The organism is Thiobaca trueperi, assembly GCF_004342175.1.
Lineage (GTDB): Bacteria > Pseudomonadota > Gammaproteobacteria > Chromatiales > Chromatiaceae > Thiobaca > Thiobaca trueperi.
Window position 1 is genome coordinate 19,872 of record NZ_SMAO01000012.1, and the last position, 15,525, is coordinate 35,396.

A 15,525-nucleotide genomic window follows, 5' to 3' on the forward strand; every position below is an offset into this window, starting at 1 on the left:
GGTTTTTCCTGTCTGCTGCGCAAGGATGTGCAATGGGAGACCTGACCCCGGCATTTTGCCCGTGGGTTTCGTGACCAAGCGGCATCTGTGCCAACGCTCGGCGTCATGCCGTGGTCACTCTACCCACCCTTGCTCGAATAGCGTGACCGCGCCACAGTTACCAGGAGTAAAGTGATGCTGCACCATGCAGATACCTATGCATTTCAGGAAGCGCCGACGTTCGATGCGATCGTGGTCGGTGCCGGGGCCGTCGGACTGTGCGCTGCGGTCGACATGGCGCGACGCGGTTTGCGTGTGGCGCTGCTTGAGGCCGGCGCCGCCAAACCCGCGCAATCTTCGCAGAAATACTTCGAGGCGGCGCGGGCAATCGGCTATCACCTGCCGGGCCTGCATGTCGGGCGGTTCCGTTGTCTTGGCGGTACGACGAGTTTCTGGGGCGGGCAACTTGTGCCCTTTGCCCCGATAGTGTTTACACAGCGCCCCTGGGTCACGGATGCGACTTGGCCTATCGGCCATGACGACATCGCGCCCTATTACGAGCGCGCCTTTCATCTGTTCGGCATGGAGCAGGTGATCCGCACCGATGACGATGTCTGGAAAAGGCTCAGAGTCGTGCCCCCTCCGAGCACCCCGATGATCCAGCCGATCTTCACGCGTTGGACGCCCGAGCCCAATTTCGCGATCCTGTTTCGCAAGGAGATCCTGGAAATCGAAAACCTGCACCTGCTACTCGACGCGCAGGTTGGGGCGCTCGTTTGCGATGACGCCGGGAATGTGAGCGGGGTTGAATTGCGCTTCGCCAACGGACATCGCGAGACGTTGCGCGGTGCCAATGTTGTGCTCGCCAATGGAACGATCGAGATTTCGCGCCTCCTCTTGATGCCGCTTGCCTCGGGTGCGCCTGCACCCTGGGCCGAAAATTCGTGGATCGGCCGTGGGTTCATCGACCATGTCGACTGCTATGCCGGCTCCGTGACCCCGATCGACAAGAAGCGTTTCTCCGATCTGTTCGACAACGCCTTCATCGACGGGTTGAAATACAACCCGAAACTCCGTCTAGCCGACGAAATTCAGGAACGCGAGCAATTGCTCGATATTTCCTCGCATTTCATCTTCAATAGTTCGATGGCGGAGAACATCCAGAACTTGAAGATCGTGATCAAGGGTTTGATGAAGGGGCGGATGGAGCGCTCGGCTCTTGCTAATCCGCTCGCGCTTCTGCGCACGCTGCACTTTATCGTTCCGATGGCGGTACGCTACCTGAAATACCGGAGGATAATGAACCTCTCGGACGGCGGCATCCAGTTGCGGCTGACCTCCGAACAGGCGCCGATCACTGAAAGCCGGATCCGTCATCGCTCGGGGGATCTGGACGATTTCGGCATGCCCCAGGTCGATGTCGATTGGAAGATTGCCCCCGACACAGTGCGCACTCTCGCCACTTTTGGCGAATATGTGCGCGACTATCTGGAGCAGGCGGGGCTTGCGCATGTGAAGCTCGATCCGCAACTCACGGCGCGCGACCCAGCCTATCTGGAGAAGACCGACGACGCCAACCACCAGATGGGCGGAGCGCGCATGGCCGAAACCGCCGACAAGGGTGTTGTCGATACGTCCTGCGCGGTGTTCGGCACGCAAAACCTCTATGTCGCCGGTGCTGCGGTCTATCCGGCGAGCGGCTTTGCCAATCCGTCTTTTACCGCCATCGCGCTCGGACTGCGCCTGTCCGAGACCCTGGCCAGACACGCCATCGGAGCGACGCGATGATCGAAAACAAGGGGAGCGAAATCACGTCGCCCATCGGCATCGGCTGTGCTTATTTGACCGACGGCAGCTTCACGCGCCATGAAGACCGGCTGATCCGGGCGGCATTCGATACAGGCGCGCGTCATTTCGATGTGGCGCCGAGCTATGGCTTGGGAACCGCCGAGCATGTTCTTGGCCGTGCGCTTGGGTCAACCTTGCGCGGCGAGGTCCGGATCTTTTCCAAGGCGGGGATAAACCGCCCGAAGGTCAATCGGCTGAAGCTGGTGCTGCGTGGCGCGCTGGCACCCTTGCGCGATCACATCCGGGGCTCACGGCTTTCGAAGACAGCAATCCGGCTTTCGGCCCCCAAGCGTCAGGTCGATTTTGCGCCGAAGGCCATCGCGCGCAGCCTCGACAGCAGCCTTTCCGAGCTTCGAACCGACTACCTGGACGGTTTCTTGCTGCACATGATAGCGCGCGAGGACCTGACCGACGAATTGCTGCGGGTTATGGAGCGTGCGCGCGAGGAGGGCAAAACGCGCAAAATCGGGCTTGCTACGTCGCGTGCCGAGACATCGCGTATCTTTCAGGACATCCCCGACTTTTTCGATGTGGAACAGACCGAATGGGTTGTGCTTCATGCGCCGTTGCCAGCCTACCCTTCCGGTAGCGGCGAGCGGATTCTTCACGGCGTGCTTGGTCGGACTTTGGCTACCTTGACGGAGCAGTTTGCGGCCGATCCCGCGCGGACCCGCCAGATTGCCGAAGCTTGCGGTGCAGATATCGCCGACCCGCGTGTTCTTTCGCAAGCTCTGATTGGGGCTGCAATCACGGAAAATCGAGGCGGGTTAGTCTTGCTGGCCTCCCGCTCGATCCCGCGCACCGTCGAAAACCTGAAACTAGGCCAATCGCCGCAAACAGCCGCGCTCGGCGCGGCATTCCTTGCAGCGGTTCACGCTGCGGGTATGGTCCAGACAATGCGTGCGCAAGACCTCTGATGAGACAGTTCGCCACGCTTCTGAGCAGCTTGTCGAAACCGACGCCGCGCGGGCGGATGGTTCGAGGCGTTCTGGCCAATGTCTATGACAAAGGGGCCGTGACCAGCGTCCAGTTGCTGACGATTCCCCTGCTAACCCAGCATTGGGGCAGTGATGGTTATGGCATCTGGCTGATGTTGATGACGGTGCCTACATTTATAGCGCTCTCCGATCTCGGTTTCGGAACAGCCGCTGGCGTGGTGGTGACGCGCTGTGCCGTGGACGGAGATTATGAGACCGCGCTGAACGCGATTCATAGCACCATCGCCTTCGTACTCGGCACGGTGTGCCTCGCCGCGCTGCCGGTCCTGGGCTACGCGGTATGGATCGCGGCTTTCGGGGGCGCATGCGGCGGCTTTTCCCCGGGCGAGCTTGCCACCGCGACGGTGCTGATCACGCTTTATGCGATCGTCATGACGCAGATGAGCATCGTCACCGTGATCTACCGCGGCACGCACAAATTCGCCTTTGCGATGATGTTCGCCGGAACGCTGATCCTGCTCGAGGGGGGGACGATTGCTCTTGTCTCGACGATGGGGCGCGGAATCGCGCTGGTGGCGCTTGGCATCCTGATCATCAGAACTTGTGGCTACCTGCTTTTCGTGTCCCTGCTCAAACGGCGCGAACCCTGGGTGGCGATCGGTGTCTCGCTCGCGTCGCGGGCCACGATCCGCGCATTGACCAAACCATCTCTCGCGGCGCTCGGCTTGACGATTTCGACCGCGGTGATCCTGCAAGGGATGATCTTGGCGCTCGGATCCACGGCAGGGGCCGCGAGTGTTGCCGTCTTCGGTGCAACGCGCACGCTGAGCCGCGCGCCCTTGCAACTCTCTGGGATGTTCGTACGACCCAGCATACCGGAACTAACCCGGGCGATCAGCGGAGGAAATCAGGCGCTGGAGCGGCGCCTGACGCGGATCAACCTGCTCGCAGCGCTGGTCACCACGCTGCCTTTCGGTCTTGCGATAATGGCCTTCGGCGCTCCGCTGCTGGATTGGATCAGCGGCGGCCACCTCGAAGCTCCGCATCTTCTGTTCGTGGTTCTGGCTCTGGCGGGTGTTTTCAACGCGACCTGGACAGCCCTTTCCGCACCGTTGCTCGCGATGAACTTGCAGGCGAAGTTTTCCTATATCTATCTGGTTTTGTCGCTCGCCGCCGTTATGGTCGTGCTGATATCCGGTGGCCTGTTGCTTCTGGCTGGTGGGCTCATGGCCTTGGTGGAGGGTGCCATGCTGGTGTGGCTCGTGCTGTCGACGCAGGGCAACTATGGATCAAAAGCGGGGGGCACCAATGGTTGTTAGAGCCACTCTTTTCCTCGCCTTTTATGTACTGTTCTTTTCCAACCTAGCGGGATTAGCGACCCATTTTCAAATTCTAGGCGTAAGCCTGACTATTCTAGCGGCGCTATTTTCTCTTCTCACGGGTCAAGTGCGCAGGCAACCAATGTCGCCGGGTGAAGTGATGATGGTCGCTATTGTCGCTTTGTCGAGTTTCTCAGGCATCTGGGCGCTAGACCATGAAACCGTCCTCTATTCTCTCATTTTCGGTGCAGTGTTTTTCGCGGTGGGCATCTTGCGCCGGTACATGACCCTCGCAGAAGTGATGCAAGTTTGCGGTCTCTCGTTTCTCATCGTAATGGCGACCGTGATCGTCACCGATTTGCCCAGTTTTCTCCGCGGTTTGACCGGGGACGTGGTCTATGGCATAGGCCTTTTCCGTTACAGTCCGTTCGATTTACACCCAAATCTCGTAGGCTTCATTTTCGGCGCAGGGGCTGTGCTCCTCTACCAGATTGGCCTCACGAAACAGGGTCCGATGAAAGCGTTCTATCTCGCGGCTAGCCTACTCTGTTTCAGCTTCGTCCTTGCCGCCTCGTCGCGGGCGGGGATGCTCGCCACAGTGGGCGCGTTCGTGATCTACAAGATGCTCGGCGTCAAATTGCGCTTCAGCAAGAATGCCCCAATCCAGATGATCGTGGTCGGTTCACTTCTCGGTATCTTGGGCATTGGCTTGTTGGTATATCTGCCAACCATTACGGAATACATCATTCGTATTACCGACCTAGACAACCCGTTGCGCGGTCTCGAGTCCGGCGGTACGGGGCGTACTGACAAGTGGCTCTTGAGCATAGATGTAATTAACTCGAGGGATCTTCTGGAATTGCTGTTTGGCACGGGAATTCGCTCAAGCAGCGCCGATAAAATCGGATACAGTGTTGAAAGTTCATACTTTACGCTAGCACTGGAAAATGGCTTATTTCTCGCTGCGCTCTGGGTGTTCGCAAGCATCGACGCAATGCTTCGCCTCGGGGTGTCGCGTGACCCACAGACTCCTTGGAAATCAGCCGCTTCTATATTGCTGGCTTTCGCGTTGCTCCAGTCAATGTTCAACCGGTACTTGCTAGGGGTCGGTAACCCCGTCTCGCTGCTGTTATTGTTTATTTATGCCGAAACCTTCTTCCACGCCTACAAGCCCGGAATCTGCAGTTCCCAGTCTCTGCCCATGCTACCCAGCACTCGAGGACTTCACCCTCCCCAGTGAACATAATCAAGGAGTCCTTTACCGTGCTCATCCCTCCGAAAAAACGCGCAATATTCGGTTCGCAGGTCTCGGAAGATGGTACGTCATGACTCTGAGCAGCGGTTGGAATGAATAGCGTGAAACCCTGACAATCTCGCGCAGCTATGGCTTCGGTTTCGCTGTCGCTCTATTCAACTTCTGGCCCTTCATCGCAAATCCTGTCAAATGACGATGACCCAATACCCGTGCGCGAAGCGGGCGCAGTAGATTCTTCAACTGACCTTTGGCGCCCGCAGTTAAAACGCCCGTCATTTCGTTAACGGTTTCAAGTCGAAATTGAGTAAAGTCGGCCTTATCAAAAGCTAGAGCCAGGGATCTTTCTGTGAAAAAATGAACATGCTCCGGCGTATCATAAGCGTTCGTGCCTCGGCCTCCGTATCGGGTCTCACCAACTGGCGTTGTAAAAAAGATCATTCCGCCATCCGCCATTCGGTTACGGACTTGCGTCAACACATCGATCGGATCGGACAAATGCTCAATGACTTCAATCATCGTCACGGAATTAAAATCACCGTCTGAAACATCCGCGAGTGAAGAATAAGCGGTGAAGCCTTGTGCCCGCAGCCGGGCGAGGCCGCTGGGGTCTGGCTCCACGGCAACGATTTGCAATGATCCAACTGCTTCAGTCAATGCGGCCAATATATGACCTGCGCCAGATCCCAGATCAAGTAGGCGGTAATCGGGCGCCAACAGTCTTCTCTTGATCAGAAATTGCGCTAAGTCTTTATTGCGAGCCCGATACCGATTCTCTTCTTGTTCTGGCGAGATCTTTATTTGCACACCAGCGTCAGGAAGGGCATCGACCGCCCAGATGTGCCCGCACAGTGCGTTACTGCAACACGCGGCCCTGACATATTTTGCCGCAAAGACTTCTTTCTCGTGGCTACCGCAGATAGGACATTGCATGACGCTTTCCTTCCGAGTCAGTGTTTGTTGTGCGCGAGGCATTCTACTGGATCTTCAACCAAGAAGGCTTCGACCCCTTCCACAAACCGCTGCACATCGCCCTGTAGTGCGCTGGCGGTCGCCGCGTCGCACATCCGACGCCACAATGCTTCATCCTCGCTCAACAAGCGCATGAAATACGCCATTCCACGAGGGTTGTCTGGCTCGATGACAAAGCCGTTGACGCCGCTGCGCACCAGCAGATCACGGGCGCCGCAGTTGTCGGACAGGATGACCGGCAGGCCCATGGCCTGCGCCTCGATGACGACGTTGCCGAATTGCTCTTCGACGCTGGGCAGCAAGAGAGTCAGCGTTTGACCGAGTGTTTGGCTGATCGCGTCATCTTGGAGCCAGCCGCGAAAGACAATGTACTCGGCGAGACTCAGATCGTCCGCTTGCTGACGCAAGGCGGCTTCACCCGGCCCGGACCCACAGAGATGCAGCGGGCGCGGCGCGCTCACGGTCTGTCGGTAGAGCGCATAGGCCGAGAGGAGCATGGACAGGTTTTTCTTCGGCACGAGACGCGCAATCGCCGTGAAATGACGATCCTGGAAAGCCGGCCCGTTCGGTGCTGGCGGGACACCGGCCTGACGCCGAATGCGGTCGAGACTGACCGTGTTGTATTCCCCTCGCACCGTCCCTGCTTTCAAGCCCAGAAACTGCCAATAGCTTTTGGAGCGTATCCCGGTGGAGAGCACGCCCTGATAAGGCAGCAGGAAAAAGGACTTGCCGACCTCTTTCCAGACATGCCGTGGCTTATCGTCAAATTTTGAATTGTTCATCGTGAAGACCCGGCCTCCGCGTGCGCGCAGAACGACGGCCAGCAGGAAAATGGCGGGGTCTTGATAATGGCAGAGGAAAAAACAAGTCTCGCGTGGTGGCGGTAGATGGGCGATGATTCGCCAGACTCGTGCGATCGCGGAGCGCGGCGCGGTGTCTGTGAACACGGTTCTTTTCTCGAAGGTTTCGGACGGCCTGGAGGCCCAGGCGTAGGTGGTGCTGGTGGGCGTCAGTTCGATCCCGATGACCGCCACCCGCTCCGACAGATGCCGATACAACGCCTCCATGCGGTCCATGTGATAGGGGCCAAAGTTGTCCCAGAGAAAAACGAGCGTACTTGGTGTCATCCTTTTTGGCATTGGCAGTTGCTTCGGCAAATTGTGGATTAGATGTTCACTGGCTGCGGTCGGGTTAGGGTCGCATCACCCGACAATCTAATCGCCTTTATAAGCGTATCGCGTGCGTCCAGGTGTCTGCGGTGAATCGCCACGCCATCCTGATGTGCCTGCGCCTTGAGCGTGGAGAGACCATCGCGCGTCCTGGCCCATTCCTCCAGCAATGGTAGGGCCGTCGTAGGGAAATCAACCTCGGGCGGCAAGACGCGCGCGGTGTCGAGGTGGGATAGGATCGGGATGCAGCCACGCCCGTAGGCGATCAGCGGGCAGCCGGCTAACAGCCCTTCCATCAGGACGAGACTGAATGCCTCGGTTGGATACCGTGTGGGAAAGATCAGTACGTCGATCGACTCGAAAAACGCCACCTTGCGTGCGCCATGCACCGCCCCCAGTAGTTCTAACCGCTCACCGAGTTCTTGCTTCGCGTCATCGAGAAAGGCTTGAACCTCCGGTTTGAATGCGGAGCCCGCCATCACTCCGCGCAGTTCGATCCCCTGCGCGGGAGCCTGGCGAATGACGTCGATAAACTCCCCGATTCCTTTCTCGAACATCAAATTCGATAGGAACCCGATGGTCAGGATCGGTTGGGGGGTTGGGTCAGGCGGTTTACTGAAATGCGCGATCAGCACTGGATCGGTCACTGGATTGGGGCAGATGAGCGCGTTAAACGGCCTCGGGTAGAGTGCGCGAAAGGCGCTTTCCATCCGGTCGCAGAGGAAGACATGCGTTGCCCCTCGCCCCGCAACCCTGACGAGCAGGCGCATGTTCCAGACACTGCGCGCTAAGTATTTATAGGAATGATGGTGCAGGATAATGCGGCAGTGGCGGAGCCGTGCCATCAGGGTCAACAGGGCGCTCAACAGGCTGCCTAAACCATCATCAACCGAGGAATAGAAGGTTTTTTCCCGTCGGAGCGGAAGCACAAGAATGCGCAGGCATCCGATCAGGGCACGCATGGCTTTTGTGAGATAGCCCAGCCAAGATTTGCCGATAAGGTTACTAGATAGGTTGATAACGATCGGTTTTCTGTCTGCCAATAGATTAAAGACAGCATCGTTAACGGCTGCCATCCCGTGCATCGGTGGTGGCAATGGTCCGCTTAAGATCATTAACCGAGAATTTCTTGTTGATGATATTGAGTTTGCCATTAAAATTCCATCGAAAAATTCTTTATTTTTTAATAAAAATCAAGATGAAATGCTATGCGATTCTACTTTCATCAATCATTTCTAGTAATTTATCTGAAACTCCGGTTATTGCCTTTCTCATAAAAAATTTCTTATTATTAATTTTCATCTCCATGAGAAAATCAAAATCACTCTCATTATATATTTTAATCGAGTCTCTATATTCGAACTGATGGATAGCCGCGAGCGTGATTAGCCCATCGTAGCGATTACTTGAATATAGCATTGCGTTGCAGGCATAGGCGGAGTTAAATACTATGGTTGGGATAACTAATTCCTCGGGAACAAATGAATATCTAAAATAGTGCATAATGGAGATATTTTTCTCCATCTGGTCGACAATATACTTTGCTAGATTGTCTGTTATGCACATGTAGGAAGAAGACATAAAAACATCGAGTTTTTTCCCATCGATTTCGATGTAAGGCTTTTTTCTTATGGGTAGCACTGTCATGACTAAGCGGGAACCACCCCTAAATATCCTCAGTATCGTCCGATTTTTGGTTCTCAGGTCTCTAAAAAAGTGATAAAGAACTAGCTTGTTTCTTATTTTTGGCGTTTTAATTGGCGTGATGTTTAGACCTATGATGTATTCTTTATCCGGATTTGCAGCTAGCTCGCTTTGAATGGCAGCGTTAGAGATTACTGGGTAATCCATCCCGCTTATTATAAAATAACGATCATAGCGGTTATTGGATTGCGTTGCTGCCTTAAGTAATTCTTGTTGATATCTTACCTGGCTCCACCCGCCCCATTGCGTGAATATCCTATTCTTTATGAACTCCACATTTTCATATTCTTCGGATATTATTTTTTCAAAGCGGTTGATGTCGGATTTTTTGTCAACATGAATATAAAAAAAAGACATTTCATTATAAAGCGCACCGATCAAGCGGTTTAGATGGACTGGATCACTATAAGCCGATATGAGATAAGCGATTTTCATTTTAAGTGGGCGACTGATTATTGAGTGACAGAAAAGCGGAGCCGGGGTCAAGGAGCCGGGGTCAGGTCTCGCACACCTTTGGCGGACGCCTCATGAGGCCCTCCGTTTCATCAAGCGTCCGCCTCGCGCACATGACGTAACCATTCCTCTCCATTTGAGCTGAGGAGCAGTTGATCACCCAGTTCTTCCAACTGTTGGAGGTCGATGATCCGCGCGAGCAGCGGCGCGCTCTGCTCGGCGATGACCGGGCCAAAGCGGCGGCGGACTTGGCGGATGAGGATGTGCCGGGCCGCCTCACGACCTTGCTCCAGGCCGCGCTCCAAGCCTTGCTCCAAGCCCTGCTCCAGGCCCCGCTCCAGGCCCTGCTGTTCCCATTGATCCGTCCAGGCTTCCAGATTCTCGGCCAGCATGTGATAGACCTCCATCAGATCCGTCAAGGGTGGAAAGTGGATGCCGGGCAGCCGTTTGGGTAGGAAGACACGGCCAAACCAAACGGCAAAGGCGCGGCGCAGGCTGGTCTGCGCGGGATCCTGAAGCCAGTCGATCAGGGCGCGCACGATGGCCATCGCTTCGCCCGAGCCGCGACTGGCTTCGAGCCGAAACAGCGCGGCGCTGAGATTGCGTGTCGGCTGGCGCTTGGCCTTGGCGAGGCGTCGCTCGTCGAGCAGGAGATAGCCTTGCCGGGGGCGATAGGCTGCGAGTACGGGCGGCGCGGGCTCGATCAGATGCTCCAGGGTCTCGGCGGCATTCCAGACCTGGGCGCCATTGTAGAGCACGATCGGCAGGACCGGGGGGAGACGTCCGGCGGCGCTCAATTGTTCGGCGCGGATGAGATCCTGATAGAGCAGGCCGAGATAGGTCTGGATGCGCACGGCCATCCAGGGATCGATGGTGGATTGGAATTCGAGCAGGATATAGACGTAGAGCCAGTCGTCGCCCCAGCGCAGACGCCAGACGAGGTCGTCGGCACGGTCGCGCAGGTCGTCGGTGACATAGCTGCCGCTACAGCGCTCCAGGGTGGTGAGATCCAGCATCTGGACCCAGTCGCCGGGCACGAAGCCGCGCAGCAGATCGCGCACCATGGCGGCATGGGCGAACAGGAGCTTGTAGCCGCTGTCGTGGGTCGGCTGGCGCTTGCTCACGCTCACGGCCGCGCGGGGTCCGACGCGGTCGGCGCTCGCCGCAACAGCAGATCCGCCTGCACCGGCTCGCCCTGATGGCGATGCAGATTGAAGCGTCCGTCCAGCCGATATCCGGCCTGCTCCAGAAAGCGTTCGATCTCTCCGTGCAGGGCCTGGCCTTCGTACAGCTCGATGTAGGAGACTTCGACATAAACGGCGTCGATTTCGGGGAGCAGAGCGGTCGCGCCCTTGAGCACTTCCAGCTCGAAGCCCTGGACATCGATCTTGAGCAGACTGGGCCGGGCCAGGGGCAGGCTGACGCAGGCATCGAGGCGTTGGATGGGCACCGACAGGACACCGGATTCCGCCATGCCGAAGATGCTCTTCTGGCGGGCGCCGAGCGCGAGCAGCGAGGAGGAGTCGGCGCGGGTGGCGAGGTGCATCTGTCCGTTGCCGGGCGTGGGGCCGAGGGCGCAGGCGTGGATCTCGGCCTGTCCGCCGGTGACGCGGGCGAGTTTGGCGCGGGGCGCTGGCAGCGGCTCGAAGCAGATCAGCCGCGCCTGCGGCCAGCGCAGACGGGCGTAAACGGCGAACTGGCCTTTGTTGGCGCCGACATCGATGACGGTGGCGAACTGATCGCGCCCGAGGGCGACGTCATGATCGAGCGTGGCTGCCACACCCTGGGTCAGAGCGGGCCAGCAGGCGGGGTTTTGCAGGAGCTTGGCGTATTTGCGCAGACGCGGCGACATGTGGCGGTTCCTTGTCGGGTCGAGCGTGATCGCGGGGTGTGGGCGGGGATCCTGGCGCGGGCGATACCTTAACATGGGCGTGGTTGGGGGTGTCAACTGGTTCGGACGCTGGTTGCAAGCGGTCTTCGTGTTCCTGTTCCTGGCCTTCTGCTCGGACTCCTGGCGCTCTACATCGCCAAATCCGCCGCTGGCATCGACCTCTTCCCAGGCTTCTCACTCGGCCTCTGGAGCTGGATCAATTCGTGACCGCCCCGCCAACTCCCATCCGCCCCTCATCGCGCGCAATCATTTCACCTTGGACGTGGTTTGGTCCCAGTTGACTGACGCCGCTTTCGTCATAGGCTATGCCATAGGATCGTTGCGCTCGATACAGATGTCATCGTTTCCGCTGTTGTCAGTCCGACTGGAGCGTCCCGGTTCCTGCTGCATGAGATCGGTCTCGGTCGTTTGCCGGCGGCGGCCTCCGTACCACTGCTCCTGGAATACGAAGCCGTGCTCAAACGCCCTGAAACACTTTCTCGGCATGCCGCGCGATTGTCTGCGCTGCTGAGGCTGATTAAACTGGCGGCATGCGCCATCCCATCGACCCCAAGATTGATTGTGTGTTCAAGGCCTTGCTCGGGTCGGAAGCGAACCGTGCACTGCTGATCCATTTCCTCAATGCCACGCTGGGCCAGGATCTTGCCAGCCCCCTGACGGAGGTTGACATTCTCAACCCCTACAACGAGCGCGAGTTTCTCGATGACAAACTCAGCATCGTCGATGTCAAGGCCCGCGATCAGGCCGGGCGGCTCTATCAGATCGAACTGCAACTGCTCAATCTCCCTGAACTTCCCGCGCGCATGCTGTATGGCTGGACCGATCTCTACAGCTCGCAGTTGCAGGACGGTGAGTCTTATGACCGTCTCCAGCCGACTTACGCCATCTGGCTTCTGGGACAGACTCTGCGTCCCGGCCTTTCCGAGTGGTTTCACCGCTTTCGGCTGCGCGACGACCAGGGTCGGGAACTGCTTGACCACGGTGGTCTCTACCTGTTGGAACTGAGCAAATTTGCCACCGAGACCGTGGTGACCGAACTGGATCGCTGGCTGAAGTTCTTCATTGAAGCACCCCGTTTCGACGCGTCTCACCTGCCCGAGTGGATGCAAACCAAAGAGATGCAACAAGCCATGAGCACGCTGAAAGCCTTTTCTGAGAAAGAACGCGCCTACCATGCTTATCAGTCGCGGCAGAACTACCTGCGTCAGCAGATGAGCATCCAGCGCCATCTTGACGCCTTGCAGGCCGAGGCACAGCAGGCACAGGCGGAGAAAGAGCAGGCGCAGCGGCTCGCCGAGCAGGAGCGGGCGGCGAAAGAGCAGGAGCAGGCAGCGAAAGAGCAGGAGCGGGCAGCGAAAGAGCAGGAGCGGGCAGCGAAGGAGCAGGAGCGGGCAGCGAAGGAGCAGGCGCAGCGGCTCGCGGAGCAGGAGCGGATAGCGAAGGAAGCGGCCTTTGCCGAGATCGAGCGCCTCAAGGCGCAACTGCGTGATCAGGCGGATTAGACAGCGCAGTGGCGCCGATCGGGTTAGCGCACTAATCCGTAGGAACCCGCTGGCGGGCGACGCAGTGGTGAGATGGCTATTTCGGGGGCCGTTCGCCCGCCAGCGGGTTCCTTGTATCTTGAGCCGCGTGGTGATGAGCTTCCACCACGCGAGACGGCGGCAGCTTGGCGGGCATCCTACCGATCGGGCACTACCCCGAGCAGACTGTCCACGCTGTCGGTGTCAAGGATGTCATTGAGCCAGACATCGAGCTGCTCGACCGGGGCCGCGTCGATGCGCTGCTCGGCCTCGGCGGACAGACGGCCAAAACGGCGTTTGATCTGCCGCTTGAGGGTGTTCGCCTTGCCCTCGGCTTTGCCTTCGGCCTTGCCCTCGGCAAAGATGGATTGATACGCGCGTGTCTCTTGGATGGGGGTCACCAGATTCAACATGGCCCAGATCTCCTGTGCGGTCAGACCGCGAAAGCGTTCGAAAAACCAGAGTTCCATGACTTGCGCGAGCCGGTCGCGCGCCTCCGTCGCTCATCAAACCGCTGCATCATGTCCGTTCGTGTCCTTGCTCGCGTCTGGATCCGCACCGGTTTCGCGCACCGCGCGCAGCCAGTCCTCTCCATCGGCGCGGATGAGCAACTGATCGCCAAGCTCTTCCAGCGCGCCGAGGTCGCGGATGCGCGCGAGCGCTGGGGCGCTCTGGTCCGCAATCGCGGGGCCGAAGCGACGGCGGACCAGGCGCAGAAGGATGTGGCGCGCGGTCTCTCGACCTTGCTCCAGACCCTCCTGTTTCCATTGGTTGGTCCAGGCGTCCAGGTTTCGGCCAGCATGTGATAGACCTCCATCAGATCGCTCAGGGGTGGAAAGGATACGCCAGGCAGCCGCTTGGGTAGAAAAACCCGGCCAAACCAGATGGCGAAGGCGCGGCGCAGGCCGAGTTGTCCGGGATCGGCCAGCCAATCGATCAGGGCGCGCACGATGGCCATTGTCTCGCTCGAGCCCCGACTGGCATCAAGCCGAAACAGCGCAGCGCTGAGATTGCGTGTCGGCAGGTTCTCGGTCTTGGCGAGGCGTCGCTCGTCGAGCAGGAGATAGCCTTGTCGGGGGCGATAGGGCATGAGCGCTGGCGGCGCGGGCTCGATCAATGGCTCAAGCGTTTCGGCGGCGGTCCAGGTGCTGGCTCCATTGTAGAGCGAGCGCCACAGGCAGGACCGGCGGCAGGTGGCCGGCGAGACTCAGTTGCTCGGAGCGGATGAGATCTTGATAGAGCAGACCGATGTAGGTCTGGATGCGTATGGCCATCCAGGGATCGATGCTGGACTGGAATTCGAGCAGCAGATAGACGTAGAGCCAGTCCTGGCCCTGAGTCAGAGCGGGTCAGCAGGCGGGGCTTTGTAAGAGCTTGGCGTATCTGCGCAGACGCGGTGACATGTGACGATTCCCTCTCGCGAACTGTCAAACCACGGACCATTGAATCACGGAGACCCTGGATCCTCCGAAGGCACGGATGATACACAGAGGAGACGGTTTTTGATATTTTCAGTGGCGTCGAGTTTATGACATGGCGGGAGCCATTGTCTTCGGCAGCCGGGCGCGGGGGACGCACCGTCCGGACAAGGCCTCCGGCTGTGGCCAACCGGCCGCTCGCCAAAGCAGGTTGCAAGGAATTAACGGATTCATCTTCCGAGGGCCAGAAACATGTCAACGCGCGGTTGGTACGAATATCACGTGGCCGTCGAACTCTGCGATGCCGCTGGGCAGAATCTGCTTCAGAGAGATGCGCCTGGCCCGGATGCCGATGAAGACGAGCTAATGGATGATGAGCAAGCCCGGCAGCTACAAAAGCGCATTGCAGAGGAAGGCATCCAGACCGACACGCTTGCTGAAACCCAGATAGCTTACGCGCCCGAGCCTGACCCTTTCTGGGATCCGGCGTGCAATGAGCAACCGCCTCTGCACCCTTCCGTGCATGCGCCGAGATTCATATGATCATGCCCAATCTGTACGAGCACGACATCCATGCCTGGACACAACAGACTGTGGACCTGCTCAGGCAACGCCGATTCCAGGAGGTGGATATCGAGCACTTGGTCGAGGAGCTGGAAACCATGGGGCGTCGTGATCGCCAGGAGTTGGTCAGTCGGCTGAAAATCCTGTTGGGGCATCTGCTCAAATGGCAGTACCAGCCGGCTCATCGCTCCAGCTCCTGGCGCGGTTCCATCCTTGAGCAACGGCTGCGCGTTCGGGATTTGCTAGAGGATTGCCCCAGCCTCAAACCCTTTCTGGGCGAGGCAGCCACGGCGGCTTACGGCGATGGCATGAAGCTGGCGAGCAAAGAAACCGGTTTACCGCTGGTGCAGTTTCCTGAGACCTTGCCTTATGCGCTGGCGCCCTTGCTGGATGACGATTGGTGGCCTGAGGACGCCTGCTCTCACTCGGCCCATCGCTGAGTGTGCGCAGCGTCTTGCGGCTCTGGAGCAAAGGATAGCTCCTGTTCGGGATACAATC

17 protein-coding genes are annotated in these 15,525 nt (G+C 58.3%); 9 read left to right on the forward strand and 8 right to left on the reverse strand.

Annotation, left to right across the window (positions count from 1 at the left end; all coding sequences use genetic code 11):
- The first annotated feature begins 174 nt into the window (after positions 1-174).
- Genes EDC35_RS17365 through EDC35_RS17380 form a run of 4 tightly spaced genes read left to right on the forward strand, consistent with a single transcriptional unit; the run spans position 175 to position 5,324 of the window.
- The gene (locus EDC35_RS17365) at positions 175-1,767 is read left to right on the forward strand and encodes an FAD-dependent oxidoreductase (protein ID WP_132978533.1); all 1,593 of its coding nucleotides are present in this window, start codon (positions 175-177) and stop codon (positions 1,765-1,767) included.
- Positions 1,764-2,744 carry an aldo/keto reductase gene (locus EDC35_RS17370; protein WP_132978534.1) on the forward strand — a complete coding sequence of 327 codons (981 nt, stop codon included), beginning with the start codon at positions 1,764-1,766 and terminating at the stop codon, positions 2,742-2,744. Before EDC35_RS17365 ends, EDC35_RS17370 begins: the two co-directional genes overlap by 4 nt.
- Positions 2,744-4,084 carry a lipopolysaccharide biosynthesis protein gene (locus EDC35_RS17375; protein WP_132978535.1) on the forward strand — a complete coding sequence of 447 codons (1,341 nt, stop codon included), beginning with the start codon at positions 2,744-2,746 and terminating at the stop codon, positions 4,082-4,084. The genes EDC35_RS17370 and EDC35_RS17375 overlap by 1 nt, the downstream gene beginning before the upstream one ends.
- A complete protein-coding gene (locus EDC35_RS17380) occupies positions 4,074-5,324 on the forward strand; it encodes an O-antigen ligase family protein (RefSeq protein WP_165903469.1) in 1,251 nt (416 codons plus the stop codon). Before EDC35_RS17375 ends, EDC35_RS17380 begins: the two co-directional genes overlap by 11 nt.
- Positions 5,325-5,465: 141 nt before the next feature.
- Here EDC35_RS17380 and EDC35_RS17385 read toward each other — a convergent pair whose 3' ends face one another.
- The 6 genes from EDC35_RS17385 to EDC35_RS17410 form a co-directional block, all read right to left on the reverse strand.
- A complete protein-coding gene (locus EDC35_RS17385) occupies positions 5,466-6,269 on the reverse strand; it encodes a class I SAM-dependent methyltransferase (RefSeq protein ID WP_165903470.1) in 804 nt (267 codons plus the stop codon).
- A gap of 17 nt (positions 6,270-6,286) precedes the next feature.
- Positions 6,287-7,384: a glycosyltransferase family 4 protein gene (locus EDC35_RS17390; RefSeq protein ID WP_165903471.1), complete on the reverse strand. Its 1,098-nt coding sequence runs from the start codon at positions 7,382-7,384 to the stop codon at positions 6,287-6,289.
- An 89-nt stretch (positions 7,385-7,473) separates the two neighbouring features.
- Positions 7,474-8,553, reverse strand: a complete 1,080-nt coding sequence (locus tag EDC35_RS17395; RefSeq protein WP_165903472.1) for a glycosyltransferase family 4 protein — start codon at positions 8,551-8,553, stop codon at positions 7,474-7,476.
- 130 nt (positions 8,554-8,683) lie between these two features.
- Positions 8,684-9,616, reverse strand: coding sequence for a beta-1,6-N-acetylglucosaminyltransferase (locus EDC35_RS17400; protein WP_132978540.1), 933 nt, complete (start codon positions 9,614-9,616; stop codon positions 8,684-8,686).
- A 110-nt stretch (positions 9,617-9,726) separates the two neighbouring features.
- Positions 9,727-10,764 carry an Rpn family recombination-promoting nuclease/putative transposase gene (locus EDC35_RS17405; protein ID WP_132978541.1) on the reverse strand — a complete coding sequence of 346 codons (1,038 nt, stop codon included), beginning with the start codon at positions 10,762-10,764 and terminating at the stop codon, positions 9,727-9,729.
- Positions 10,761-11,486 (reverse strand): FkbM family methyltransferase, encoded by a 726-nt coding sequence (locus EDC35_RS17410; protein ID WP_165903473.1) that lies wholly within the window; start codon positions 11,484-11,486, stop codon positions 10,761-10,763. The genes EDC35_RS17405 and EDC35_RS17410 overlap by 4 nt, the downstream gene beginning before the upstream one ends.
- Positions 11,487-11,864: 378 nt before the next feature.
- On the opposite strand from EDC35_RS17410, the gene EDC35_RS18925 reads away from it, so the two are divergent.
- Complete coding sequence (locus EDC35_RS18925; RefSeq protein WP_243651770.1) at positions 11,865-12,134, forward strand: hypothetical protein; 270 nt, start codon at positions 11,865-11,867, stop codon at positions 12,132-12,134.
- The gene (locus EDC35_RS17425) at positions 12,056-13,027 is read left to right on the forward strand and encodes an Rpn family recombination-promoting nuclease/putative transposase (RefSeq protein ID WP_132978543.1); all 972 of its coding nucleotides are present in this window, start codon (positions 12,056-12,058) and stop codon (positions 13,025-13,027) included. The genes EDC35_RS18925 and EDC35_RS17425 overlap by 79 nt, the downstream gene beginning before the upstream one ends.
- Positions 13,028-13,203: 176 nt before the next feature.
- On the opposite strand, the gene EDC35_RS17430 is transcribed toward EDC35_RS17425, so the two are convergent.
- Complete coding sequence (locus tag EDC35_RS17430; RefSeq protein ID WP_132978544.1) at positions 13,204-13,515, reverse strand: DUF4351 domain-containing protein; 312 nt, start codon at positions 13,513-13,515, stop codon at positions 13,204-13,206.
- 51 nt (positions 13,516-13,566) lie between these two features.
- Between EDC35_RS17430 and EDC35_RS18930 the strand changes: the two genes are divergently transcribed.
- Positions 13,567-13,851 (forward strand): hypothetical protein, encoded by a 285-nt coding sequence (locus tag EDC35_RS18930; protein ID WP_243651767.1) that lies wholly within the window; start codon positions 13,567-13,569, stop codon positions 13,849-13,851.
- A 315-nt stretch (positions 13,852-14,166) separates the two neighbouring features.
- On the opposite strand, the gene EDC35_RS17440 is transcribed toward EDC35_RS18930, so the two are convergent.
- Complete coding sequence (locus EDC35_RS17440; RefSeq protein WP_243651768.1) at positions 14,167-14,319, reverse strand: hypothetical protein; 153 nt, start codon at positions 14,317-14,319, stop codon at positions 14,167-14,169.
- A 426-nt stretch (positions 14,320-14,745) separates the two neighbouring features.
- Here EDC35_RS17440 and EDC35_RS17450 point away from each other — a divergent pair, with 426 nt between their 5' ends.
- Both EDC35_RS17450 and EDC35_RS17455 read left to right on the forward strand, forming a co-directional pair.
- Positions 14,746-15,006, forward strand: a complete 261-nt coding sequence (locus EDC35_RS17450) for a hypothetical protein (RefSeq protein WP_132978546.1) — start codon at positions 14,746-14,748, stop codon at positions 15,004-15,006.
- Positions 15,007-15,008: 2 nt separating this feature from the next.
- Positions 15,009-15,467 (forward strand): DUF29 domain-containing protein, encoded by a 459-nt coding sequence (locus EDC35_RS17455; RefSeq protein ID WP_341539449.1) that lies wholly within the window; start codon positions 15,009-15,011, stop codon positions 15,465-15,467.
- Positions 15,468-15,525: the final 58 nt, after the last annotated feature.